This is a genomic window from Rhizobium sp. UGM030330-04 (genome assembly GCF_003208455.1).
In the GTDB taxonomy this organism is placed as follows: Bacteria; Pseudomonadota; Alphaproteobacteria; order Rhizobiales; family Rhizobiaceae; genus Agrobacterium; species Agrobacterium rhizogenes_A.
On record NZ_QKML01000023.1, the window covers coordinates 19,522 to 44,764 of the forward strand.

Genomic DNA, 25,243 nt, shown 5'->3' on the forward strand with positions numbered 1-25,243 from the left:
TCTTGCTCCGCCGTTCATGTGATGAACGGTTGCAGGGCCAGCAGAACATTTACATTTTGGCAAACGGCACATAATAAATTCACCTCGATAGTCCGCCGTCTGGGAGCGGGCATATGGTCGCGCTCTCGGTGCGCCACTTGGCATCAGGGCCTCAAATGCGTTTCACCTTGCGTCAGCTCGAATACTTTATTGCAACGGCCGAGGCCGGTTCGATAACTCTGGCGTCGGACCGCATCCACGTGTCGCAGCCATCCATTTCGACAGCTATCTCCCAGTTGGAAATCGAGCTCAACACCCAGCTTTTCCTGCGCCGTCATGCCCAGGGGTTGTCGTTGACACCGGCTGGGCAAAAGCTTTTACTGCAGGCAAAAGCCGTGATAGAACAGGTTCAGAACCTCTATACCGCTGCCTCCGAGGCGACCGAACAGATCCGCGGGACACTGTCGCTTGGATGCCTCTTGACCTTCGCGCCGATGTTGCTGCCGGAGGTGAGCCAGAGCTTCAAGACGGCCTATCCAAGCGTCACTGTCAGGCCGACGGTTGCAGATCACCGAACCTTGCTGACGCGGCTTGAGCGTGCCGAGCTCGATATCGCGCTCTCCTATGACCTTCTCGTTCCGGAAGGTTTCGAGTTTACACCGCTTGCGGAATTGCCCCCTTATGTGCAGGTCGCGGAAACGGATCCACTGGCACAGCGCTCGGCAATTTCGCTTTCCGAGCTTGAGGAACACGAGTTCATCCTGCTCGATCTGCCGCTTTCGCGGGACTATTTCCTGGGTTTGTTTGCCGCTGCCGGTGCCACGCCCAACATCGTCGCGCAGATCCAGCATCAGGAGGTCATCCGCACGATGGTGGGCAATCGTTATGGCTACACCCTTGCCAATGTCCGTCCGAAGAACAAGGCTGCATTGGATGGAAAGCGACTTGTCGGCCTTCGTCTGTCGGGGGAACATAAACCCATGCGCATTGGTCTGATACGCATAGGCCAGCAGGTATCTACCCGCCTTGTCCGTACCTTTGAGGACCATTGCCGCAATCTGATTTCCGACAATTATGTGCCGGGTATGGAGGCGCCGATCCTCAACCTCCGCCGCACGGACCAGAGCTAGGCTCGTTTTTTTCAAAGCACCAGTTCCGAATATCTTATTTTGTTTTTTTGTCGCTGGCTGACAGTGTGCGCGCCAAACACCGCACTGTCAGTTCGGTGATTGCCGCATTACGGAGCCCAGCATGCTAGACAAAAGCCAGTCCGCACACCAGACAATCCCATCAGTGGTCGAGGCGATGACCAATCAAGAAAAGGTCGATCTCCTCTCCGGTTTCGGTATGTGGAAGACTGCGGCTGTCCCGGCTTACGGGATCAAGCCGATCGTGATGACGGATGGCACCTACGGCGTACGCTACTCGATTCCGCAGATCGATAGTGACGAGCGTGGTGGAATGGATCTCGATGCTTTTCTTTCGGTCGTGAACCAGCGCGCCAGCGATGTTGCTATTGCGTGGGGCGAGATGAAGCCCGCAACCTGTTTTCCTAACGGCTCTGCCATGGGCAACAGCTGGGATGAAGTCCTGATGCAACGGTTGGGAGAGCTCCTTGGCAAGGAATGCCGTGCAATGGGCGTGCATCTGCTGCTTGGGCCCGGCATCAACCTGCGCCGCACGCCCCTTGCTGGCCGGTCCTATGAGTATTATTCGGAAGACCCGCTGGTTACAGGCAAGCTTTCGGCAGCCGTCATCGAAGGAATCCAGTCGCAAGGTGTCGGCACATCGCTCAAGCACTTTGCCTGCAACAATTCCGAAGTCGAACGCACAACGATGGACAGTGTCGTCGAGGAACGGGCTCTTCGGGAAATTTATCTCAAGGGTTTCGAGATCGCGATCAAGCAATCGAAGCCCTGGACAATCATGTCCTCCTATAACCGTCTGAATGGTGTCCAGGCATCCCAGGACCCCTGGCTTCTCGATCAGGTTCTTCGCAAGGAATGGGGTTTTGAAGGTGTCGTGGTTTCCGACTGGCATGGCATCAAGGATCGCGCAGTATCGCTGGTCGCTGGCGGTGATCTCGACATGCCGGAAAGCCCGCGCCGCAAGGCCGACCTTCTCGCCGCACTCGATAGTGGAGCTGTTTCGGCTGATGTTGCCGACCTTTCTTGCCGGCGCATGCTCGAGCTGATCGAGCTTTGCAACGAGGGAGCAAAGGCTCCCGTACCTGTCTATACGGCTGAGGAGCATCATGCCGAAGCCCGTGCAATGGCTGCTGCCTCGATGGTGCTTGTGCGCAACAACGGTGCCCTGCCGGTCAACCCCGACATGAAAACCATCCTTGTTGTTGGCCGCGATGCCGGGACACCTGTCATCCAGGGCTCTGGTTGTGCAACCACCATCCCGACGATGGTCGATCAGCCATTGGACGAATTGCAGAAGGCCCTTGGTGTATCGCACACACTGACATTCCGTGAAGAAGCTGACGCGGATACCCTCGCAATGGCAGGCAAGGCGGATCTGGTTCTCGTCTATACCTCGACGGAAGGAGCTTATGACGGAGAAGGCTCTGACAGAACGACACTTGCTCTCGGTCCAGGCCAGGACGAAATGATTGCTGCTCTTGCAGCGGTTTCAAAGAACGTGGCTGTGGTGATTGCGTGCCCGGATGCGGTTGAAATGCCGTGGATCGACCAGGTGAATGCCGTGCTCGTCACTTTTTATTCCGGCCAGGCGATGGGTGGTGCGGTTGCAGATATTCTGAGCGGCAAGGTCAATCCGTCCGGCAAGCTGTCGGTTACTTTTCCCAAGCGTCTCTCGGACGTTCCAGGCTTCCTGCATTATCCGGGTGAAAACGGTCGTCATGTTTATGGTGAAGGCATTCATGTCGGTTATCGTGCCTACGACCTGCGTGAGGTGGAGCCGCTTTTCCCGTTCGGTCACGGCCTGAGCTACACGACGTTTGCCTATTCCGATCTGACCGTCTCCGCTTCCAGCATCGGTCTCAAGGATGAGATTACCGTTGCTTTCACCGTTACCAATACCGGCGACCGCGCCGGTGGAGAAGTCGCGCAGCTTTATCTGCAGGCTCCGGGAAAGCGATTGAAGCGTTCGTTGCAGGAACTCAAGGGTTTCGCCAAGCCGGTGCTGGCGCCAGGCGCGAGCGAGCGTGTTGAAATCAACATCAAGGGTTCGGACCTGGCCGTCTGGGACCCGGCGCTCGGGCGTTGGGTGCTTGAAGGAGTTGAAGCACGGATCATCGTTGGCGCATCCTCGCGCGATCCGAAGCTTTCTGCCGGTCTGACGATCAAGCCCTCGGTCCTGCCGTTCCGCCGGATTGCCTACGACACCCAGCCTGCCTATGTGCTTCCGAACGCAATCGCTTGCGAACATATCTGCGCCTATCTGACGAGCCGTTGCAATATCTCTGCGGAGGACGCAATGCGCATGCTCAACCATTGCTCGAACTCGTTTTTTGGTATCTTCACGTCGCTTGAACGGCGTCTTCGCCTTTCCATTCCTGAGGCCGAGGTTGCTGGTCTGATTGCTGAGATCAACGCGGCGATGGATGCTGCGGAGGCGAAACTGTGACATCGACGCTGGATTGGCTGGCAAGGCTGGTCGCTCATCCGACGGTCAGTTCGGACACCAATCTTCCGCTGATCGACGAGATTGAGACAGCGCTGTCGAATGCCGGTGCTGTGTGTGACCGATTTTATGATGACACCGGGTTGAAGGCAGCGCTTCTGGCCCGGCTGGGGCCGGATGTGCCGGGTGGTCTGATGTTATCCGGCCATGTCGACGTGGTTCCGGTGGTTGGGCAGGACTGGACCGTTCCGCCCTTCGCCGTCACTCAAAAAGACGGCAAGCTCTACGGACGCGGCACAACGGACATGAAGGGCTTCGTCGCGTCGACGCTGGCGCTTGTGGAAACGATTGACGCGAAGAGCCTTGCGGCCCCTCTTTGGCTGGCTATTTCCTACGACGAAGAGATTGGCTGTGTCGGCGTAAGGCCGATGCTCGAGGAGATCGCCGCACGGGATATCCTGCCCGATCTGATCGTGGTCGGGGAGCCGACATCGATGCAGCTAGGCCTTGGTCACAAGGGCAAGATGGCTTTCCAGGTCGAGGTTACCGGGGTTCCCCGCCATTCGGCCGAGGCGCCGCTGGCACTGAATGCATTACACATCGCGGCTGATTTCATCGTTGGCCTGCGCCGATTGCAGGACGACATCGCGGCTCGCGGCCCGCGTGAGCAGGGTTATTCGGTGCCATACGCCACGGTTCACGTTGGGAAATTGTCCGGTGGCACTGCGGTCAATCTCGTACCGGATCATGCCGAGCTTCTGATGGAGTGCAGGATGATGGCTGCGGACGATCCTCTCGCTTTGGCTGAGCAGATACGCAAAGTCGCCGCCGCTGCGATTGCACCCTACAAGGAGCGTTTCAGGGAAGCCGCGATCGATATCGAGATTACCGGAAACTATCCGGGTCACTCGATTGATGGAAATCATCCGATTGTGCAGGCCTTCGCGTCGTGCTTGCCGAAAGGAAGCCGGGATTGCCGGGTGAGTTTCGGAACCGAAGCCGGATTGTTCGCGCAGGCACTGGATGTTCCTGTCGTGATCTGCGGGCCGGGAAGCATGGATCAGGGGCATCGTCCCGATGAATTCATCAAGCAGACGCAACTCGATATCTGTGACGCTGTGCTGGCGGATGCCGTTATTCGGTTTTGTGCAAGCCGGCGCCCGCTTGCTTCGTATGTCCCAAAGCAGATGCACGGAAAAATGTAATTTACCGAAACCATGCGGACGGGAAAAGTAGTTGATGAAGGTCAAACAAACTCAGAGGGTAAAATGAACAATAACGTATCACGTCGCGGCTTCATGAAGACGACGACGGGGCTTGCAGCCATGGCGCTGGCCGCTCCTGTCCTTCTCAAGGGTAACCGCGTGTTTGCCGGCGAAACACTTGTCGTGCGCGACATGGGCGGTGCCTTCTATGAAGGTTTCAAGGTTGCTTTCTATGATACCTTTGCCGCGGAAACCGGTGTTACCATCCAGACCAACACCAACGAGCCCGATCCTATCCCGCAGTACAAGATGGCAATCGATACGGATACGAAGCTGTTCGATGTTGCCCTGATGACACCGGAACACGTGCTGCGTATCCGCCAGCTCGGCGATAATTATATGCTGCCGCTCAACATTGAGGTTGCGAACAAGGACGATTTTACGCCGCATACATTCGAGACGGATTTCGTTGGCGTCGCCATTTTTGCACTGGCCATGGGCTATCGCAAGGATACGGTAAAAACCGTTCCGACCAGCTGGGCCGATTTCTGGAACACAGAAGCCTTCCAGGGTCGCCGTGGTTTGTGGCGCAGCCCGGTCACGACGCTTGAAATGGCGCTGCTTGCGGACGGAGTACCGCTCGACAAGCTTTACCCGCTCGACGTCGACCGCGCTTTCAAGAGCCTCGACAAGATCAAGTCGCACATCAACATCTGGTGGACGTCGGGGGCGCACGCGACCCAGCTCCTGAAGGACGGCGAGCTTGATCTCATGTCCACCTGGTCGACCCGCGCCCAGGCTGCGATCAACGCAGGCGCCCCGGCGGGTATCGTCTGGAACGGCGGTCTGTTCAACATCGACGGCTGGACGATTGCCGGTAATACCGAGAAGGCTGACCTCTCCCGCAAGTTCATCGAATGGTGCCTTGATGCCAAGCGTCAGGCCGCCTACACGGACATTCTGGCTTGCGGCCCGACCAACATGAAGGCTTATGAGCATCTGAGTGCGGAAAAGTCTGCGCTCCTGCCGACAGCGCCGGAAAACATCAAGGGGCTGACAGTCCTCAACGCTGCCTATTGGGCCGAGAACCAGGACGAGTTGACCCAGCGCTTCGAGCAGTGGATCCTGGGTTAATTTTTCGCGGACAAGACCATCCGAGCCTCGGGTTTCGCCTTTTGGCGAGACCCCAATCTGACTATGAGTGGCCCGGTTCTGTGATATGCGGAACGGGCCATTTCAACGAACGGGACCACCATGGCTGACCTTTCCGCCAACACATTTTCTCGGCAGCGCCTCAGGCTCGACAGCCTCTGGCTTTCCACGCCGGGGCTTGCTTACATGGCGCTGTTGCTGATCCTGCCTGCCGGCGCGCTCATCTGGCAATCTTTCGTCAATCCGAAGACAGGTGCCTTCGATCTGACGGTCTACGAACAGATGTTTTCGGCGGGCGTTTACGTAAAAGTTCTCGCCAACACATTTGCAATTTCTGCGCAGGTGACCATTGTCTGCCTTCTGGTTGGCTACCCGATTGCCGTGTGGCTTGCAGATATGCCGGAATATCGGCGGCGCATGGCCATGTGGCTCGTTCTTTTGCCGTTCTGGGTAAGCCCGCTTCTCAAAAACTTCGCCTGGATCGTGCTTCTTGCCCGAAAGGGTATCGTCGCACAGATGTTGACCGGCATGGGTTTTGATACCGAACTCAACCTGCTTTACGGTCGTGGCGCTGTTGTTTTCGGCATGGCGCATGCGATGTTGCCAATTGCCATTCTCACCATGTTGCCGACGATGCTGTCGATAGACGGGCGGCTTATGCCGGCGGCGATGACGATGGGCGCAAGCCGGAGCCAGTCGTTCTGGCGCATTTTCCTGCCTCTCTCCATGCCGGGTGTTGCGGCCGCGGGCTTGTTGATCTTCGTCATGGGTCTGGGTTTCTTCATTACGCCAGCTCTGCTCGGCTCACCGAATGAAACGGTGATCGGCCAGATGATGATCACTCAGGTCCAGAAGCTTTTCAACATGCGGCTCGCCGGCGCACTGGCGGCACTGCTTCTCGCGGTTACCCTCATCACGATTGCCGTTTATGATCGCTTTTTCGGGATGTCTGCCGTATCGGGTAACGGTGCCGCAGACAGGCGTGGCGGTGTGATCGGAACAATCGGCGGTGCGATCATCGAGGTCGGGGCTAACGTCAGCGATTTCGTTGCACGCCTTCTGCCTACCCGTCTTGGTCGCGGCGCATTTACGATCTTTGTCTGGTTGGTCATTGCAGTGATGATTGTGCCCGTGCTTGCATTTCCACCGATGGCATTTTCCGGTTCGACTTTCCTGGAGTTCCCACCAAAAAGCTTCTCCCTTCGTTGGTTCCAGGCCTATATGAGTTCCGATCAGTGGATGGGGGCTACCACGCGCTCGGCGGTTATTGCGATCGTTACCGGTATTCTTGCAACGATCATATCGGGTATGGCGGCTTACGGTCTTGCCCGCACGCAGCGCAAGGCTGGCGGCTTGATTTTCCTCTCATTCATGTTGCCGATGGTCGTTCCAAATATCGTCATTGGCGTTTCGCTGTTCTACGTTCTGGCCAAGGTCGGGCTTATTGCGACAGACACGGGGATCATCCTTGGCCATACGCTTTCGGCGATGCCGGTGGTGTTCGTCATCTTGCTGACGACTTTTCGCAGTGTTGACTGGCGTCTTTTGCAGGCCGCAGCAACGCTTGGAGCCAGTCGGTTTCAGCAGATCCGTCTGGTGCTTCTTCCTATCGTCAAAGGTGGTGCAGTTGCCGCTTTCCTTTTCGGCCTTCTGCATTCCTTCGAGGAACTCACCATCGCCCTGTTCGTTGGCGCGGGCGTCAAGCAGACGCTGCCCAAACAGATGTGGGACGATATCATTCTCAGCATTTCCCCGACCCTGGCAGCAGCCTCGGTCTTCATCGTGGCGGTGGTGACCGTACTTTTCGTCATCGCCGAAAAGGCAAGGCCGCGCTGACATGCGCGACGCTGCCTCTCCCATCATGACCATAGGAAACACATTCGACATGTCAGCCGCCTCTGCCAACACGCCCGAAATCAAGCTTCAGGTCCAGGGCCTTGCAAAACTTTACGGCCGGACCATCGCACTCGATCACGTCGATCTCGAGGTGCGCAAGGGTGAGCTCCTCACACTGCTGGGGCCTTCGGGATCCGGCAAGACCACGCTGCTGCAGCTCATCTGCGGCCTGCAGGACCCGACCTACGGCAACGTCATCATTGACGGCAAGGATCAGACCCATGCACCGGTCAACAAACGCGACATTGGAGTCGTTTTCCAGAACTACGCCCTGTTTCCGCATATGGCGGTCGCTGAAAATGTTGGCTTTGCGCTGAAGATGCGAAGCCTTCCAAAGGCCGAAATCGATGCAAAGGTTGGCAGGGCACTGGAAACCGTGGGGCTTGCCCACGCGGCCGATCGCTCCCCCTCGCAGCTTTCCGGCGGTCAGCAGCAACGTGTCGCACTTGCCCGCTGCCTCGTCTACGATCCCGCGATCATTCTCATGGATGAACCGCTTGGCGCCCTTGATGCGAAACTCCGCGAAGTGATGCAGATCGAAATCAAGCGTATTCACCGTGAAACGGGCGCGACAATCATTTTCGTCACTCACGACCAGCAGGAAGCTCTGGCGCTTTCCGATCGCATCTGCCTGATGAATAACGGCAAGATCGCCCAGCTCGGTACGCCGCGGCAAATGTATGATGAGCCCGAAAACCTGTTTGTTGCAGACTTTATCGGCGTTTCGTCGATCATTCGCGGTACGGTGAAGGCAGGCGCCCTTGAAACCGCGATCGGGACTTTACCAATTGCGGGTGAGGCACCTGCGGATGGAACAAAGGCTGCCTTGGTTGTCCGGCCAGAGGCCATTACGCTTGGCGAAGGTTTCTGTGAAGGCCGTGTGCGCGAAACTGTTTATGGCGGGTCGGAGTTGCGCGTCATTATCGATGCCGGAAAGCAGGAAATCATCGCTCGCGCCCCGGCTCAGGCCGGAGACGTCGCAGTTGGTTCGACCGTCCGTTTCGGGTGGGCACCGCAATCCGCCCGGCTTCTCGTTGACAGGGACTAATTCTCATCATGACAGCTTTGCGTTTCCTCTACGATTGCGATCCGGGTGCAGATGACGCACTGGCCATGCTTCTGGCACTCGGGCGACCTGATGCACTGGAGATGGTTGCCGTGACATGTGTTGCGGGCAATGTTGGGCTTGAGCCGGTTGTCTCAAACGCACGGCGTATTCTTGAGCTTTGTGGCCGGCAGGATATCCCGGTTTATTCGGGCGCGGCTCGTCCCATCATGGCATCGCGTGGTCGTGTCTCGATCATGCACGGCTCCGACGGGCTCGCCGGCAGCACACTACCGGCGCCGGTGACACCTGTTGCTACGGGCCATGCCGCCAATGAGATATCGCGGATCGCCAGGGCTGAGGGCAAGCTGCACATCTGTGCTACCGGGCCGCTGACCAATCTGGCGCTTGCGCTTCTTCTCGACCCGGAACTTCCCGATTTTGTCAGTGCCATCACCATCATGGGTGGTGCCGCATTTTGTCCCGGCAACACCACGCCGCTGGCCGAGTTCAATTTTACGGTCGATCCCCATGCGGCCGCGATCGTCTTCGACAGCGGGATCCCGATTACCATGCTTGGTCTGGATGTCACGCGTCAGGCAACCGTTACCACCGACATGATTGAGCAGGTGAAGGCCATCGATACGCCCGTTGCCAACGAAGCGGCGCATCTACTGATCAATTACGGTTCGAAGGATCCGTGCCTGCATGATCCAGCCGCAATCGCCTGGCTGCTGAAGCCGGACATGTTCGATACCGTGCAGTCGCACATCTCCATTTATACCGATAGCGGGCCTGCTGCGGGCCAGGTGATCGCCGCCGTAAGTGAGCGACATCTTGCGGGCCGCCTACCCAATTGCACATTGGTTACTGGTGTCGATGCGGAAGAGTTTAGAAAACTATTCGTCGATGCTGTTCAAGAAGGTTAGATGGAGAGCGTTGGAAGCTACGTGTGCCGTGCTCGACATCAGCTCTGGCAAAGCTCACAAGATATTGACCGGTCGGCAGTCGTCTACGGGTCTTGGGACATCAAGCTGCCGAGACTGCCGATCGAGTCCGTACGGATTTCCGTCCCGGCGAGAGACTTGTGCGACAAACGGCAGAGAGTCCTCGATGTGAAGGGATCACAGTCATTCCTTTCAGGACTCTCTTTAGAGACGGATATTTTGTCCAAATCCTCGGCGCTTCATCTGGCGGAATTCACGGGCCGATGGTTTGAAGCCTTTCAAGAGCAGGACTTGTTCCGCTTCGAGGAACGTAGCAGTTGGAGAGCGGCCTAAGCCGCCCCCGCCGGAACTTGACTGTGCCTAGCCGCTATCGACAACCGGAACGCAGAGGGCCAGATGGATCAACTTGCGATCTAGGCGGGGGATGACGAGTGCTATTGTCAGCGCTGGATATAGGGAAGTAGAGCTGTAAGGGGCACCGCCTGACCGACCGCGCCTTCCGAGACGCCGAGATAGGCGGTCATTGGCGTGAGCATTGCCATGGGCAGCAATTCGCTGCTGATCAGGGCAAAGCTGCCGAAGATCAGCGAGACGACCGACAGCCATGTCGATATCGACCAAGGGCTTTTCCTTGAACCTGTTTCGGACATTATATCCTCGCCAATGACCGCTCGCGGCAATTGCATAGGTAAACGTAGGGACTGCTATTCGTACCGATCGTGTCGGCGCACCCAGTCCATTCCTTCAGCTTCATTGCGCCCCTTCGGAGCGAGATCGAGCAGCTGATAGGTACCCATCATCGCCTCGACGCCGCGCCCATAGGTGGAGTAGGTGCGGAAGACCTGGCCGGTGTCGTCCTTGTAGAAGGCGCTGATGCCCGGCCATTCCTCGCCGAGCTCCGGCCACTCTCCGAAATTGTAGTCGATCTTGCCGGACGCGACTTCGCCAGGTGTGAAGCTGACACGGAAATCGTGATTGAAGTCATTTCCGAAGGACGACACCCATTTGAACTGCCAGCCCATCCGCTTACGATAACGCTCGAGGTCGGCGAGCGGTGCGCGCGATATGGCGATCATGGTAACGTCGTGATGCGAAAGATGATTGTTCATGCCATCGGTATGATCGGCCATGAAAGAACAGCTCGGGCAACCCTCCTTCCATCCCGGCGCGAACATGAAATGCTGCACCAGAAGCTGCGATCGGCCATCGAAAAGATCGGCAAGCGTTCGTGGACCATCTAGCGTATCGAACACATATTCCTTCTCGATCCGTACCCATGGCAGCGCCAGCCGCTTTTGGGCGATCTCGTCCCTGTGTCGACTAAGCTCTTTCTCCGCTTTCAGAAAATCCCGCCGGGCGGTGAGCCAGTCTTTGGCTGAAACGATTTTGTGGTTCATTGTCAGTCTCCTCGGGTTTTAGGGGATGGATATTGCCGCCAGTAAGCGGAAGCGAGCTTCAGCCAGGGCGACAGGTGAAAGAGGCTCATCAACAGGTACATGAAGGCCATGCCGCTGATGGGCAGCATTTCGGGTGGGGATGCGCAGATGCTCGCCTGCATGTCGTTCGCCGAAATCCAGGCCATCGACGCGAAGGTTGGCGAAGCTGCAAGAACGAGCCAGCCTATCACATCGCTTGATCGCAGGGTGTCCGAAGAGCGTTTTCTTGTCGGTTTGGACATTGTCATTTCTGGGTTCCCTTTTGAGGTTCGACATTCCGTCCCGCGACGCTTAACCTGACAAAAATCTATGTCCGAACGGCGGGAGAATGTGAGTAACAAGTGTGACGGGATTTGAATGGACTCTCTGATGACCTTCGCGGCGCGGGCACTTGCGGCGGGTGATCCGCTTGCAGCGCTCAAGCGCATCGCCTTACGTGACGATGCTCCTGCACTCGCCCTGCGCGGCATTGCCATGTCGCAACTCGGCGATCTTGCGCGCGCGAAGGAACTGCTGGGAAGCGCGGCGCGCGCTTTCGGCAACCGGGAGCCTATGGCCCGTGCGCGATGCAACGTCGCGGAGGCAGAGATCGCGTTGGTCCTGCGCGACCTTGGCCGTCCCATGGAGGGGCTCGCCGCCGCCCGGTCCACGCTGGAGGCATCGGGAGACTTCGCGAACGCCGCGCATGCCGGCTATCTCGAAGCAAGGCGCTTGCTGTTGATCGGCCGTCTCGACGAGGCGGAGCGGGTTCTGGACGGCTTCGATGCTGGTGCGTTGCCGATGACATCGCGGGTAGGCTACGAGTTGGTGGTCGCGGGCATCGCGATGCGCCGCATACGCGCGAAGCCGGCTCATGATGCGCTCGATCGCGCAGAAATCGCCGCAGCCGCCGTCGGCAATGCTGCATTGAAAGCCGAGGTCGATAGAGCCGTGCGGGCCTTCGAAGTGCCTGCCGTGCGGCTGGTCGTGCGCAATGGACAACGGCTTCTTCGGCTCGAGGAGGTCGAGGCGCTCATTGCATCGGGGGCGCTCATCATCGATCTGTGCCGGAACGTCGTGCGAGTCAATAAAACCATGGTCTTTCTCGCCAGTCGTCCGGTCCTGTTCGCGCTCATGCGCGTGCTCGGTGAGGCCTGGCCGGAAGATGTCACGCGAAAGGAGCTTCTCGTCCGCGCCTTTCGTGCACGGGAAGCAGATGAATCGCATCGCGCTCGGCTGCGGGTTGAGATCGGGCGTCTGCGCGAGGCAATCAGGCCCTTGGCGGAGATACGTGCCACCGAGCAGGGGTTCGTATTGGAGCCACATGGCGCCGGCGCGGTCGGGGTGCTTGTGCCCCCGGTCGAAGACGCGCATGGCGACGTGCTGGCGCTTCTCGCCGATGGCGAAGCCTGGTCCAGCTCCGCGCTTGCGCTTGCGCTCGACGTCAGCCCGCGCACGGTGCAGCGGGCGCTCGATACTCTTGCGAAAAATGACAAGGTGGAATGGTTCGGTCACGGACGCGCCCGTCGCTGGATTGCGACGAGCGTTCCGGGTTTCCCGACAAGCTTGTTACTCCCAGCCGTTGGCGTTTTAGGCTAGGATGAGGGCATGAAACACACAGCCGCCGAAATTATCCGTGAATATGGCCCTTTTCCCGGAGTGGATCACGTCCATGGGGTCAGCTTTGACGGCCGCCGTGTCTGGATGGCGACAGGCGCAAAACTGGACGCGTTTGATCCGGAGAGTGGGGACGTGCTGACCTCGCTCAATATTGCCGCCGATGCCGGCACGGCATTCGACGGCGAGTACCTGTTCCAGATTGCAGAAGCGGTGATTCGGAAGGTCGATCCAAAGACCGGCGAGGTGCTCGCCACGATTCCCGCCCCGGGCAATGGAGGCGATTCCGGCCTTGCCTGGGCTGAAGGTTCGCTCTGGGTTGGGCAACATTACGGCCGCAAAATCCATCAAATCGATCCTGAGACGGGGAAGGTGCTACGCACGATCGAAACCGATCGCTTCGTTACTGGGGTCACGTGGGTCGACGGCGAGCTCTGGCACGGTACGTGGGAGAACGACCAAAGCGATGTCCGCCGCATCGATCCTTCGACCGGTGAAGTGCTGGAGCGGTTGGATATGCCGGCGGAAATGGCAGTTTCGGGGCTTGAGTCCGACGGACGCGGCCGGTTTTTCTGCGGGGCTGGCGATAGCCCCAAAGTTCGCGCAATACGCAGACCAAAGCGATCTGAAACCTCAATGTGAAACAAGAAGCAATTCGCCGATTTGTGCGATCTTTATTCGATGGCCGTCTCGGCGGTAACCGTCGGCCTGCGTGAAAGTGGTTGTCGCTTTGCAGCGTCAGCCCGAACGAGGCTGCCGGCTCAGGGCAATTACATGTACTGCCTTCCGGGTCGCCGACAGTCCGCACCCGTCGCGGCTCTGCCGTTTCGTGGTGCCGATCAAATGGCAGGTTTCGGGTGGCGGCAGTGCATTGAATAGCTGACATCCCGTCGGGAGCCGTAAGAATGCTCAGCGCCAGAAGCGGTCATGGCAATGATCGTCATTCTGCATAGTTTGATATCAAAGCCATCATTTCTGTAGAGGTGATATCAATGCCAGCAGTCACTATTCGAAACCTTTCTGATGAAACACATCGTGCTCTGCGGGTACTAGCGACTCATCATGGGCGGAGCACCGAGGCTGATATCCGTGACATTATTGAAGTGGCTGTTCGTCCTCCTGAACGTGTCAAGCTTGGCTCCTTGCTGATGGCCATTGATCGCGCCGCCGAGCTTTCCGACAGCGACGTTGATGCCCTGCAGAAAAGTCGCGACAAGACACCTGCTGAACCGATGACCTTCAAATGATCTTGCTGGGCACCAACGTTATATCCGAACCTTGGAAACCGGTTCCTGATGAGGCGGTAATCGCCTGGTTGGACGCCCAAGCTATAGAAACGCTTTTCCTCTCGACAATAACGATTACTGAACTTCGTTTCGGGATTGCTGCTATGCCTTCAGGGAAACGGCAAACTATCCTCCGCGGCCGCCTTGAAGGCGAAGTGCCGCTCCACTTTTCCGAGCGCATCCTTTCCTTCGATCTGGCTGCTTCTCGGTTTTATTCCGAACTGATGGCACGCGCTCGAGTATCTGGGAAAGCGATTGGCACGGCTGATGGTTACATTGCGGCCACGGCGGCAGCAAACGCCCTAGTGGTCGCAACGCGCGACATTAGTCCTTTCGAGGCTGCAGGGCTGGAGGTGATCAATCCCTGGTTCAGATAACGATGGTGTGCATATAGGTGTCGTGAGTTCGGATCCCTTCAGCTGCAATTGTATGTAACCTCCTGAAAGCCTGTGCTGAAGCATTCGGCCTTCATCTCTATCCAGAATCTCGAAAAGATAGAGAAACCCATGTATGGCGGGTCGCTTCATACACGCTCTGAGTTGGTTCCATAGCATCTGGGTCTTCAAAACAGCCCAAGGCGATGGCGACGAGGTTAGGCCGAAATTCCGGTATCCAGTAGACAGTTGATCCACAAGCGGGGCAAAAACGGAACTCTAGGCTCTTCCCGCTATCGCCGGGTCGTATATAGGTTTGGTGCTTCCCCGACGCTTTGATTTGATCGGCAGCATAAAACACTGCGACACCGAATGCTGAACCGGTACGATGTTGGCATGCGCGACAGTGACAAACGGATATCTTATGGGGTTCGCCGTTTGTTACCACTGTTAGCTGATGACATGAGCAATGGGCCAGGCGCACAATGTTGCTCCCAATTTCCAAATTTTTCGATTCTGAATATGCGCGATGACGACGACGATATCGGAGCGGCAAGCTTTGATCAATTTGACATTTGGGATCAATATGGAACTTCACTGATGATTTCAGCCATTGCTTATTCCATGGAATCCTGGGGTAGCCACTTCGCTATCGACATTCGCAAGGTCGTACCGATCATGATCATCCTCGTGATATCCTATACCCCTCCGTTGCCAGTGTAGTTACCGGCTTTATCGCTGGAGCGAGCCGCCCACCGCGGGCGCGATACGGCGATACCATATAAGCGACCACACAGGGTGCGTGGCACGGACGAGGGTGGGAGCCTTTCGGTCAACTACCCCGGCGGGAGAGAATTGTTCTATCTCAGCGCGGTTGAGCTTAAGAGGCGGGTTAAGTGCCGTGACACTATTCAGAGGGCGTCATACCGTTCCTCGCGGCATAGATTTCCCCGCCCCCCCTTTCATCTCGCCTTAGGATCGTGTTCCGACACGCTCGACTTGCCGTATGAAGTATTGTTAGCTGACGGTAAGTGAGAGCGAATGTGTCGGAGGGGCCGCATGAGACTCAGGAACCAGATTCTTGCATTGGCCATAGGGCCCCTTGTTCTTGCCATTATCGTCATCACTGCACTCATCACCTCGCAGTCAATGACGCTGGCGCGCACGAGCATCGACGCCTTCGAACGCAACATGCTTGCCGCAAAGGAAGCTGAACTCCTCAACCTCACCAATTTGGCCCTTTCGGCGATCCGTTCGGTCTATGACAGGGCGGGACCTGATGACGAGGCTGCGAAGGAGGAGGTCAAGCGCATTCTGACTGACCTCGATTATGGCACGGACGGCTATTTCTTTGTCTATGACTATGACGGCATGAACGTGGTTCATCCGCGACAAAGCTTTCGTCCAGGGAATAATTGGCTGGATCTTTACGATCCCGACGGTAACCGCGTCATCTATGACCTGATAGTCAAGGCGAAAGGAGGAGGAGGTCTCGTCCAGTATAAGTGGGAGAAGCCCTCGACCGGGAAGATGGCTGATAAGCTTTCTTTTGCAGCTGGCCTCAACAAATGGCGCTGGATGATCGGTACAGGGGTTTATCTGGATGATGTTTTTGCCGCGACAGCGGCGGCGAAGGAGGAAATGCGCCGTTCCATTACATGGAATTTCCTGATTGTTGCACTGTTTGCGGTTCCTGCCGTGTTGCTGGTGTTCGCCACCTGCATGCTGCTCAATCTGCGTCAGCAGAGGCTGGCAGACGGACGGCTCAAGGAACTGATGCAGAGGGTTATCGATACCCAGGAAGAGGAGCGCCTGCGCATTGCCAGAGAATTGCATGACGGCATTTCTCAAAATCTCGTCGGGGTGCGCTTTGCGATTGATCTCGCGCGGCGCAAGGTGGCGCCGGAGAATGTCGGGGCCGCCGAGGCCATCGGCAAGGGCGCCGTCGCATTAAATGAGGCGATCAAGGAGGTACGTCGTATTTCCCACGATCTGCGCCCCCGTGTCCTCGATGATTTAGGACTGACTGCAGCTCTTGAATCCCTGATTTCAAGTTTTTCAGAGCGCACGGGGATCGCGGCGACGCTTGAATCCGTGGGTTTCAAGAATATACTTGTTCCGGAGGCGCGTGTTGCCCTTTACCGCGTCGCACAGGAGGCCTTGACCAATATCGAGCGTCACGCCGGTGCGACCCGGGTTGCTATCAGATTCTCCAGTCGTGATGAGCGGATACTGATGGATGTCAGTGACAATGGCCGTGGTTTTCCGGTTGCGCGAACGGAGAATGGCAAGCCGGCCAACAAGGGGCTTGGCTTGAGAAACATGCAGGAACGCATGACGCATTTCGGAGGCCGGCTGGATGTCGAAAGCTCCGCCAGGGGAACTGTCCTGCGGGCGGTGCTGCCCATTACCGCCATGAAGGATCGCGATAGCCGGTTACAGGAGGCCGCCGAGTGACCGTTCATCCGATCCGTGTGCTGCTGATAGACAACCATCCTCTGGTTCTGGACGGATTGAAGGCCGTGCTTGAGACTTACGATCATATCGCTGTCGTTGGGACTGCTGTGTCCGCCATGGCCGGTATCGACGCCGCCGTCGCCACACGACCCCATGTGGTGCTGATGGACATCAACATGCCCCAGATCAACGGCATCGATGCCTTGGAGCTGTTTAAGGAAAAGCGGCTCCCCACCCGGGTGTTGATGCTGTCGATGCATGACAGTCGCGAATATATCTCGATGTCGGTCATGTATGGTGCTGCCGGCTATATTCTGAAAGACGTCGCGACTGAAGAAATAGTGGCCGCAATCGACGCCGTCGCAGCCGGTGGCACTTATTTTTCCTCCGGCGTTCGAGATGTGCTGATGGAAGGCTCGTCCGGCAGGCTGAAGGCGCTGACGACACGTGAACAGGACGTTTTGCTGCTGATCGCTCGGGGAAAAAGCAATCGTGACGCAGCACTGGCGCTCGACATCGCCGAGCGTACGATGGAAACGCATCGCAAGAATATCAAGCGGAAACTGGATATTGCCACGACGGCTGGTCTCATTCGCTATGCGATAGACAACGGGCTTATCAAGGAGTAGCGGCAAGAGAGCGAGGCCCCGCGAATGTATTGCCATCCGGGGCCTCGATATAAGTCATATCGGCTTACTTGCCTGCGGTCTGCATCGCATAGCCATAGCTGTCATAGGTATATTCGGCGACGCGGAACCATTCATAGCTCTCGTCGCGGAATTTCTTCCAGCCCGGATAGATTTTGGCCCATGCGGGATGCTTTTGCGTGTACTCGTCATAAAGCTCGAAGGTTGCCTTGTAGGCGGCGTCGAGCACATCGCGGGGCAGCGGGCGAAGCTGTGTGCCCTTGGAAACCAGCGAGCGGATCGCATCCTTGTTCTTGACGTCGTAAAGCGCCTGCATGTTGATGTTGGCGGCCTTGCAGGCGGTGTCGAGCGCTGCCTTGTATTCATCAGGCAATGCCGCATATTGGTCCTTGTTGACGAAGAAGTGGATCGTCAGCCCACCCTCCCAGAACGCGGGATAATAGTAGTATGGCGCGATCTGGTAGAAGCCGAGCTTTTCGTCATCATAGGGACCGACCCACTCTGCAGCGTCAATGGTACCACGTTCCAGCGCCGGATAAATGTCACCGCCGGGAAGCTGCTGCGGCACCGCGCCAAGCCTGGCGAGCACCTGTCCGGCGACGCCGGCAATACGCATCTTCAGGCCCTTGATATCCTCGACGCTCTTGATTTCCTTGCGATACCAGCCGCCCATCTGGGCGCCCGTCGCTCCACCGGGAATGCCGATGACGCCGTAGTCGGAAAGGAATTCGTTATAAGCCTCGTTGCCGCCGCCATGGTAGAGCCATGCGTTCTGCTGGCGGGCGTTCAGACCGAAGGGGATGGTCGAGCCGATGGCGAATGTCGGATCTTTCCCGGTGAAATAGTAACCGCAGGTATGGGAAATCTCGACGGTATTGGCTTTTACGGCGTCGATCGCCTGGGCGCCGGGAACGATCTCGCCGGCCTGAAAAACCTGGATATCGAACTTGCCGCCTGTAATGGCTCTCAGAGCGTTGGCCATGACGACGGCGCCGCCATAGATCGTGTCCAGATTGTTGGGGAAACCCGACGTCAAACGCCAGCGAACGCTCGGCGATGACTGGGCTATGGCCGGTGTTGCAAGCGTCGAAGCGGCTGCTGCCGCTCCTGCAAGTACGCCGCCTGACAAGAGTTGTCTGCGACCTGGATTGACCTTCATAGATTACCTCCTCCTATTGAACGTCAGCGATTTTTGTTGCGGCGGGCGCTTTTGCGCCCGGCCGAGTGTCAGGGGGTGGCCGGCTTTCCGAAGCTCGGTGCGCTGTTGCCGGGTGCCGAGAAAGGATTGGCGAAGGGATCGGCGTCCGTTCCCGCACTCGGCATGGGAACGTTGATATGGACGGACGAAGGATCCGCCACCTTGGCGCCTGACTTGTAGTGCATCACGATGCCGGGGAAGGCGATGATGATGACGACCATGGTCAGCTGGATGAACAGATAGGGAATGGCGCCCAGGTAGATCTGGGACGAGGTGACCGGCTGGATGGTCTGTCCCGTGATCCGGTCCTTATAGGCCCGCGTTGGTGCGACGGACCGCAGGAAGAACAGCGAAAAACCGAAGGGCGGGTGCATGAACGACGTCTGCATGTTGACCGCCAGCATCACGCCAAACCAGATCAGGTCGATGCCAAGCGCATCGGCGACCGGCGCCAGCAGCGGGATGATGATGAAGGCCAGCTCGAAATAATCGAGGAAGAAGGCCAGGAAAAAGACCAGCAGGTTGGCGACGATCAGGAAGCCGATCTCGCCGCCCGGGATCGACGTCATCAGATGCTCGACCCAGACGTGGCCGTTCACGCCATAGAAGGTCAGGGAAAAGACGCGCGCGCCGAGCAGGATGAGCAGCACGAAGGACGACAGCTTTGCCGTGGCGTGGAGCGACTGCTGGATCAGGCCGAAATTGAGCTTGCGGTTGGCGAGCGCAAGGGCGAGCGCGCCGACAGCACCCATGGCTCCGCCTTCCGTGGGGGTGGCGATCCCGAGGAAGATCGTGCCGAGCACGAGGAATATCAAGACGAGCGGCGGCACCAGCGAGGTGATGACCTTGAGCAGCAGTTTGGTGCCGCGCAGGGTCCGCGCCTCCAGCGGCAGGGCCGGGACTTTCGTGGGGCTGATGATCGAGGTCACGATGATATAAAGCGCATAGGCTGCCACGAGCATGAGACCCGGAACGAGCGCGCCCTTATACATGTCGCCCACCGAACGGCCGAGCTGGTCGGCCAGCACGATCAACACCAGGCTGGGCGGGATGATCTGCGCCAGCGTGCCGGAAGCCGCGATCGTGCCGGCGGCGACCTTGCGGTCATAACCATAGCGCAACATGATGGGAAGCGAGATGAGGCCCATCGAGATAACTGAGGCGGCGACGACGCCGGTGGTGGCAGCCAGAATTGCTCCGACGAAGATGACGGCAAACGCAATGCCGCCGCGGACCGGTCCAAACAGCTGGCCGATCGTGTCCAGCAAATCCTCCGCCATGCCGCTCTTTTCAAGAATGAGCCCCATGAAGGTGAAGAACGGTATCGCCAGCAGCGTTTCGTTCGACATCTGGCCGAATATGCGATCGGGAATGGCCTGGAACAGCGTGGCTGGCAGCAGTCCGAGTTCTATTCCGATAAAGCCGAAGAAAAAGCCGACAAAGGCCAGGGCGAAGGCCACGGGATAACCGAGCAGCAGCACGATGATGAGCGCCGCAAACATGATGGGTGCGAGATTTTCCGCAATGAATGCCATTATTGTTTTTTCCTTCGATCAGAGCAGTGCCGCTGCGGCATCGGCCGCTGCAACCGGATCGGGGATATCGCCGCGCAGGATCGCGATACGTTTGATGAGTTCCGAAACACCCTGAATGGCGAGAAGGCTGAAGCCAATCGGTATCAGCGCCCAGACGGGCCATTGAATGAGGCCGCCCGTGTTGTTTGAAACCTCACCGGAAGCAAGTTTCTGCAGAAACACCGGCCAGGAGAGATAGACCGTGATGAGGCAGAAGGGCATGAGAAAGAAGATGGTCCCGAGAATGTCGACCCAGAGCTGCCCTTTGCGCGGAAGATTTCCGTAGACCAGATCGACCTTCACGTGCTCGTTGTTAAGAAGCGTGTAGGCGGCGGCGATCAGAAACACGGCGGAAAACAAATACCACTGCGATTCGAGCCAGGCGTTGGAGCTCATCGAAAACGCCTTGCGCATGGCGGCATTGATGGCGCTGATAAAAATGGCCGCGAGAAGCAGCCAGGAAATACCTTTGCCAATGGCTGAATTGGCAGCATCAATGGCGCGCGAAACGGCCAATAAAAATTTCATGATATCCTCCCCGGAAGCGGCCACGTACTCCTCAATACGCGTGCTGCCGCTATAGTGCGGGCACGATATCAATGGCGGCTTCACGCTCAAGGGCCGCTGCCGGCGAATTTCTTCAGACGTACCGAGAACTGGGTATGTAAGGGGCAACTTCAGTTGGACGGCAAAGGACAATGAAATGAAAGAGCGTGTTTGGCACCTCATACTTCGTCGCGCTGGACATCAACCCGGAGGGCAAGCGGGATACTCCTGGTCAACTGGTCCGGTTTGAAGGATTCAGATCGACCCTCGGTGTCGGAGCGAGCTTCCTTTTGATTCCGGCATGGTCATGGAAAGAGATTTGACAGTTCACCCTGCCGTCAGTTCACCTTCACGCCCCGTTCTTCCAGCTTATCGAGAATCTCACTCGTCGCGTGGCTCGCTTTAAAGCGGCCCGCTTTCTTGAGTGATGGCATATCCAGCAATGCACTGAGGTTTTCCGAGGGAACGTTGATGCTCACCCACTCAAGCTTTGGCAGCGGCACCAGCGTACGAAGATCGAAACGATCAATCATCGAAATCACCGAAATGCCTCTAAGATTGACGCACAGATGAATATCCGATGTATCGCGGATGTCGAAAACGCCTTCTTCGCCACTCCAGAAGTACCACGCATATGGATAGATTTCCTCGCCGCCATCGAACTGAACCCAGTCAACGGCTGCAAGTTGCCCATCAGTCAGTGGGTAGCGGACCAGATAATCCAGTGCTTGCGGGATCAAATCATAGCCGTCCTGTTCCAGATCAACGGGTCGCCCCAGAACGTGGGTGGCAAGTTGTTCGGGAGTACCGAGATCAAGCATCTTGAACCGTAAAAGCGCCGACATGACAGCCAGCTTCAGGTTCGGGTCTGAGAATGGTGCGCCGGGAGCACCGCTTGCAGCGGGATAAGGCGGCGCCGTTGGCTCAGCATATTCGGCATCGGGATTCGAGATGATGATCTCGGAAACCGAGTCATAGCTGATGCGGGCGGTCAACATACCCTCTGCCAAGCGCATCGTGCCGAAGCGGGTGTTCCTTTGAAGCTTGCTTTCCTCGCCAATCTGCATATCGGGCAAGCTATTGCGGAGATCGGCGAGCTCCATCTCCATCGGAACGCCGGCGATGGTGTGCTTGAAGCGGGAGTTGAAGTCGATACGTCCGACAAGCCCGTTACGGTCAATTCGAACAACGACACCATAGGTGTTTTGCAAAATATCGATCACACCACCTTTATGTGGGGCGGGAGCACGCCAACTCGATCCCATGGCTTTCTCGACTGCTGCGACCGGCATTCCTGGCCGTAAGGCTGCCAGAGCCGCAGCATCAACCGGTTGACTTGATGCTGCCATGCATTTTCCTCCCATCCCTGGAGATATCGCCAGCGAAGCCACTCCCACCAAGAACTCTCGCTTACGCATAAGCTATTCCTCACATCAACGCAGGCTTTCGCCACTTGGAGCTGAAGAACTTTATATGAGACAGGACATCGAAACTGCAATCATGGACCGGTCCTTAATCTGCCTAAAAAAGGTTCAGCGAAAAGTCGCGCCTTGGCTGTTCATCTCTAAAACGGCCGGTTCGCCACGTTCGCCATTCCACTGCTACGCAAAATTGTTATGGTGGTCGAGGAAGGGCAGGGGAGCTTATCGCTTCTGCAATGTCTGAAACGCATTCCTGAGCGTCCTGACCACAATCTCGATCTCCGTGGCATTGTCGTTCGCCGATGTGACCCGTGGTTCGACACATTCGGGACGATGCTTTGGGCAAGTACAGGCAAAAGTCGAGCTGTTCGGCGTGGATGCGGCGTATAGTGCGGGCGTCTGCGTCAAGGGATGTCGGGCAGATACGGTTCTTTTACTGCCTGTTGGAAAAGCGTAATGAATTCCACATAAGAGTGTGTTTGGTGGCTCCCTCACTTCAAAAGCTATTGGAACGGGAGGGCGGGGAAGCGCAGCATGCGGTGTGGGCATGGGAGTGGCTGCCGTGCAATGGAGGATGAGCAATTGAAACATTTCATCGGAGATAGGGATCGGATTGTCCAACAGGCCATTTCGGGTATCCTTGCATCGTCCCATGGCAGGCTTACCCGTCTCGACGGCTATCCGGAAATCAAGGTACTGCTTCGTGCTGGCTGGGACGGATCGAAGGTCTCCGTAATCTCGGGTGGCGGTTCTGGGCACGAGCCGGCACATGCCGGATTTGTCGGCGAGGGCATGCTCACTGCGGCTGTGTGTGGGGATATTTTTGCTTCCCCAAGCGTGGACGCCGTGCTCTCCGCAATCATTGCAACGACTGGTCCCTCGGGTTGCCTGTTGATCGTCAAGAATTACACCGGGGATCGCCTTAACTTCGGACTTGCCGCCACTCAGGCAAGAGCACTCGGCTATAAAGTAGAGGTTGTGGTCGTGGGCGACGATGTTGCAACGTCAGCAACAAAACAGCCTCGCGGTGTGGCCGGAACCCTGTTCGTGCACAAGATTGCCGGATATCTGGCGAGTCAAGGTGAGACATTAACGACCGTTGCAAGCGTGGCGGGGGACGTGGCGGCCTCCATCATGACTATCGGCATGGCAATTGAGACTTGCTCTGTTCCTGGCCGGGGAAAAGAACAGCGCCTTGCCGCAGATGAGGCGGAACTGGGTCTTGGTATTCACGGTGAGCCTGGTGTCCAGCGATTGAAATTTGCTTCAGTGGAGGCGTTGGTTGATACAGCGGCTGTACAGTTAAGTAATAAGTTATCGACAAGCTCCGCCCGGCACGCTTTGCTTGTGAACAATCTTGGCGGAGCCACACCGCTTGAAATGTCCATCGTGATGGATGCGCTCACGAAAACACCTCTGTTCCAAAAAATCGATTATGTGGTCGGTCCGGCCCCACTGATGACCGCGCTCGACATGAAGGGCTTTTCCCTCTCCCTCCTGCCATTGGACGATCAGGTTCTACCCGCGCTTCTTGCCCCGTGCGAGGGTGCTTGGCCCGCTCCGTCTCGGGCCGGAAGCCCCGTGTTGACACCAATGCCCAAGCTTCCAGCGGCGAACTGGACGCACTCGTCAAATCCCGCCGCAGAGGCTTTGGTGAGGCAGGCTTGTGCGGTTTTCATCGAGAACGAAGATTATCTGAACGCTCTCGATGCAAAGGTCGGTGACGGCGATACGGGTTCGACCTTTGCAACTGCGGCGCGTGGGGTGCTTGGCCGTTTCGACGGTCTTCCATTCGGCGACGTGGCCGCGTTGCTGGCGGCCATCAGCCAGATCCTTTCAAGAACGATGGGCGGTTCCAGTGGCATACTCTTGGCCATCCTTCTGAGTGCGGCGTCGAAAAGTTCGTCCGATGGACACGGTCCAGTGCGGGCGCTACGGGACGGCTTGCTTGAAATGCAGCGTTTCGGAGGGGCACAGAAGGGTGATCGCACCATGATCGATGCCCTTTCGCCTGCGCTGGACATCTTTGTGGCAGGTGGAAATCTCGAAGACGCCGCAAAGGCGGCGCGAAAGGGAGCGGACTCGACCAGAGAGATGAGCTACGCTACGGCGGGACGATCATCCTACCTCGCGGAAGGGGATCTGCTCGGAAATGTCGACCCCGGAGCGGAAGCTGCAGCGCGGCTGTTTGAGCGTTTGATGGAACGATCAACCCCGGAGCGTGGGTGATCTGCCCTCCCAGTCACGGCCAAGATATCACCCGGCGTCCATTTCGCGCACTTTCCACGGCTTGCTGGGGTGTTGATTGCCACTGAGAGCTTCCTTCATGGATGCTCTCTCTGAATAGCCCCGAGTTTGGTAGACAGCCCTCGGGTTAAATTTTCTGCTGCTTCTCGAACTCGACCGGAGACAGCATTCCGTTTCTGACGTGTTTGCGTTTCGGGTTGTAGAACATCTCGATGTAATCGAACACGTCCTGGCGAGCTTCATCGCGTGAACGGTAAACCCTGCGGCGTATCCGCTCTTGCTTCAGAACGTTGAAGAAGCTCTCGGCCACTGCGTTGTCATGGCAGTTGCCGCGTCGGCTCATCGAGTGAACCAGATTGTGGTGCTTGAGGAACGAGGCCCAGCCCATGCTGGTGAACTGCGAACCCTGATCCGAGTGGATCAGCCCTTGTTCTTCGGCTTGCGCCGCCACACCGCCATGAGCAGAGCCTGCAACACGACGTCGGTGGTTTGGCGGCTCTGCATTGCCCAACCGATCACGCGATGCGAATAGAGGTCAATGACATCAGCGCAAATGCGAAGCATTTGTCGCGTGGGCCAGATAAGCGAAACCTTCGCAGGTTCGGATGTAGGTGATATCCGTCACCCAAGTCGTGTCTTGAGCCGC

23 protein-coding genes and 1 pseudogene are annotated in these 25,243 nt (G+C 57.3%); 15 read left to right on the forward strand and 9 right to left on the reverse strand.

Translation table 11 applies throughout. The features are described 5' to 3' along the window. The first annotated feature begins 155 nt into the window (after positions 1-155). From N434_RS24270 to N434_RS24300, 7 genes are all read left to right on the forward strand, one after another. Complete coding sequence (locus N434_RS24270; protein ID WP_110760640.1) at positions 156-1,109, forward strand: LysR family transcriptional regulator; 954 nt, start codon at positions 156-158, stop codon at positions 1,107-1,109. A 121-nt stretch (positions 1,110-1,230) separates the two neighbouring features. Continuing rightward, on the forward strand, positions 1,231-3,573 hold the full coding sequence (locus N434_RS24275; protein ID WP_110760641.1) for a glycoside hydrolase family 3 C-terminal domain-containing protein: 2,343 nt from the start codon (positions 1,231-1,233) through the stop codon (positions 3,571-3,573). After that, positions 3,570-4,775: an acetylornithine deacetylase gene (gene argE / locus N434_RS24280; RefSeq protein ID WP_110760642.1), complete on the forward strand. Its 1,206-nt coding sequence runs from the start codon at positions 3,570-3,572 to the stop codon at positions 4,773-4,775. The genes N434_RS24275 and argE overlap by 4 nt, the downstream gene beginning before the upstream one ends. Positions 4,776-4,838: 63 nt before the next feature. Then, positions 4,839-5,909: an ABC transporter substrate-binding protein gene (locus tag N434_RS24285; protein WP_065116687.1), complete on the forward strand. Its 1,071-nt coding sequence runs from the start codon at positions 4,839-4,841 to the stop codon at positions 5,907-5,909. A gap of 120 nt (positions 5,910-6,029) precedes the next feature. After that, on the forward strand, positions 6,030-7,763 hold the full coding sequence (locus N434_RS24290) for an ABC transporter permease subunit (RefSeq protein WP_110760643.1): 1,734 nt from the start codon (positions 6,030-6,032) through the stop codon (positions 7,761-7,763). Between the two features lie 49 nt (positions 7,764-7,812). After that, positions 7,813-8,871: an ABC transporter ATP-binding protein gene (locus N434_RS24295; protein ID WP_286172394.1), complete on the forward strand. Its 1,059-nt coding sequence runs from the start codon at positions 7,813-7,815 to the stop codon at positions 8,869-8,871. Positions 8,872-8,879: 8 nt separating this feature from the next. Then, entirely contained in the window at positions 8,880-9,797 is a 918-nt protein-coding gene (locus N434_RS24300; protein WP_065116685.1) for a nucleoside hydrolase, read from the forward strand. Between the two features lie 458 nt (positions 9,798-10,255). On the opposite strand, the gene N434_RS24310 is transcribed toward N434_RS24300, so the two are convergent. The 3 genes from N434_RS24310 to N434_RS24320 are packed head-to-tail and all read right to left on the reverse strand — an operon-like array spanning position 10,256 to position 11,493. Then, positions 10,256-10,465, reverse strand: coding sequence for an MFS transporter (locus tag N434_RS24310; protein ID WP_110760646.1), 210 nt, complete (start codon positions 10,463-10,465; stop codon positions 10,256-10,258). Positions 10,466-10,519: 54 nt separating this feature from the next. After that, positions 10,520-11,212, reverse strand: a complete 693-nt coding sequence (locus tag N434_RS24315; protein ID WP_110760647.1) for a DUF899 domain-containing protein — start codon at positions 11,210-11,212, stop codon at positions 10,520-10,522. Positions 11,213-11,214: 2 nt separating this feature from the next. Beyond that, a complete protein-coding gene (locus N434_RS24320) occupies positions 11,215-11,493 on the reverse strand; it encodes a hypothetical protein (protein WP_236771847.1) in 279 nt (92 codons plus the stop codon). A gap of 115 nt (positions 11,494-11,608) precedes the next feature. Between N434_RS24320 and N434_RS24325 the strand changes: the two genes are divergently transcribed. From N434_RS24325 to N434_RS24340, 4 genes are all read left to right on the forward strand, one after another. Further along, the gene (locus N434_RS24325; protein ID WP_110760648.1) at positions 11,609-12,829 is read left to right on the forward strand and encodes a winged helix-turn-helix domain-containing protein; all 1,221 of its coding nucleotides are present in this window, start codon (positions 11,609-11,611) and stop codon (positions 12,827-12,829) included. A gap of 9 nt (positions 12,830-12,838) precedes the next feature. After that, complete coding sequence (locus tag N434_RS24330; protein ID WP_110760649.1) at positions 12,839-13,489, forward strand: Vgb family protein; 651 nt, start codon at positions 12,839-12,841, stop codon at positions 13,487-13,489. A 350-nt stretch (positions 13,490-13,839) separates the two neighbouring features. Beyond that, entirely contained in the window at positions 13,840-14,094 is a 255-nt protein-coding gene (locus tag N434_RS24335) for a FitA-like ribbon-helix-helix domain-containing protein (protein WP_110760650.1), read from the forward strand. Next, a complete protein-coding gene (locus N434_RS24340) occupies positions 14,091-14,510 on the forward strand; it encodes a type II toxin-antitoxin system VapC family toxin (RefSeq protein WP_110760651.1) in 420 nt (139 codons plus the stop codon). Before N434_RS24335 ends, N434_RS24340 begins: the two co-directional genes overlap by 4 nt. Before the next feature lie 97 nt (positions 14,511-14,607). Here the strand turns inward: N434_RS24340 and N434_RS24345 are convergent, their stop codons facing one another. Further along, entirely contained in the window at positions 14,608-14,994 is a 387-nt protein-coding gene (locus tag N434_RS24345) for a GFA family protein (protein ID WP_077768067.1), read from the reverse strand. On the opposite strand from N434_RS24345, the gene N434_RS25880 reads away from it, so the two are divergent. The 3 genes from N434_RS25880 (at position 14,904) to mctR (ending at position 17,593) form a co-directional block, all read left to right on the forward strand. Further along, positions 14,904-15,230 (forward strand): hypothetical protein, encoded by a 327-nt coding sequence (locus N434_RS25880; RefSeq protein ID WP_181424065.1) that lies wholly within the window; start codon positions 14,904-14,906, stop codon positions 15,228-15,230. The two genes, N434_RS24345 and N434_RS25880, sit on opposite strands and share 91 nt — an antisense overlap. Before the next feature lie 336 nt (positions 15,231-15,566). Next, complete coding sequence (mctS, locus tag N434_RS24355; RefSeq protein WP_065116677.1) at positions 15,567-16,964, forward strand: two-component system sensor histidine kinase MctS; 1,398 nt, start codon at positions 15,567-15,569, stop codon at positions 16,962-16,964. Continuing rightward, complete coding sequence (gene mctR, locus N434_RS24360) at positions 16,961-17,593, forward strand: two-component system response regulator MctR (RefSeq protein WP_065116676.1); 633 nt, start codon at positions 16,961-16,963, stop codon at positions 17,591-17,593. The genes mctS and mctR overlap by 4 nt, the downstream gene beginning before the upstream one ends. 64 nt (positions 17,594-17,657) lie before the next feature. Here mctR and N434_RS24365 read toward each other — a convergent pair whose 3' ends face one another. The 4 genes from N434_RS24365 to N434_RS24380 form a co-directional block, all read right to left on the reverse strand. Next, positions 17,658-18,770, reverse strand: coding sequence for a TRAP transporter substrate-binding protein (locus tag N434_RS24365; protein WP_065116675.1), 1,113 nt, complete (start codon positions 18,768-18,770; stop codon positions 17,658-17,660). A gap of 68 nt (positions 18,771-18,838) precedes the next feature. Next, positions 18,839-20,347, reverse strand: coding sequence for a TRAP transporter large permease subunit (locus tag N434_RS24370; protein ID WP_181424064.1), 1,509 nt, complete (start codon positions 20,345-20,347; stop codon positions 18,839-18,841). Positions 20,348-20,362: 15 nt separating this feature from the next. Beyond that, on the reverse strand, positions 20,363-20,911 hold the full coding sequence (locus tag N434_RS24375) for a TRAP transporter small permease subunit (protein WP_065116710.1): 549 nt from the start codon (positions 20,909-20,911) through the stop codon (positions 20,363-20,365). Between the two features lie 356 nt (positions 20,912-21,267). Further along, a complete protein-coding gene (locus N434_RS24380; RefSeq protein WP_110760653.1) occupies positions 21,268-22,278 on the reverse strand; it encodes a DUF7256 domain-containing protein in 1,011 nt (336 codons plus the stop codon). Between the two features lie 654 nt (positions 22,279-22,932). Here N434_RS24380 and N434_RS24385 point away from each other — a divergent pair. After that, entirely contained in the window at positions 22,933-24,579 is a 1,647-nt protein-coding gene (locus N434_RS24385) for a dihydroxyacetone kinase subunit DhaK (RefSeq protein ID WP_110760655.1), read from the forward strand. A gap of 145 nt (positions 24,580-24,724) precedes the next feature. Here the strand turns inward: N434_RS24385 and N434_RS24390 are convergent. Then, a pseudogene (locus N434_RS24390) lies at positions 24,725-25,243 on the reverse strand (IS3 family transposase); the annotation flags it as partial.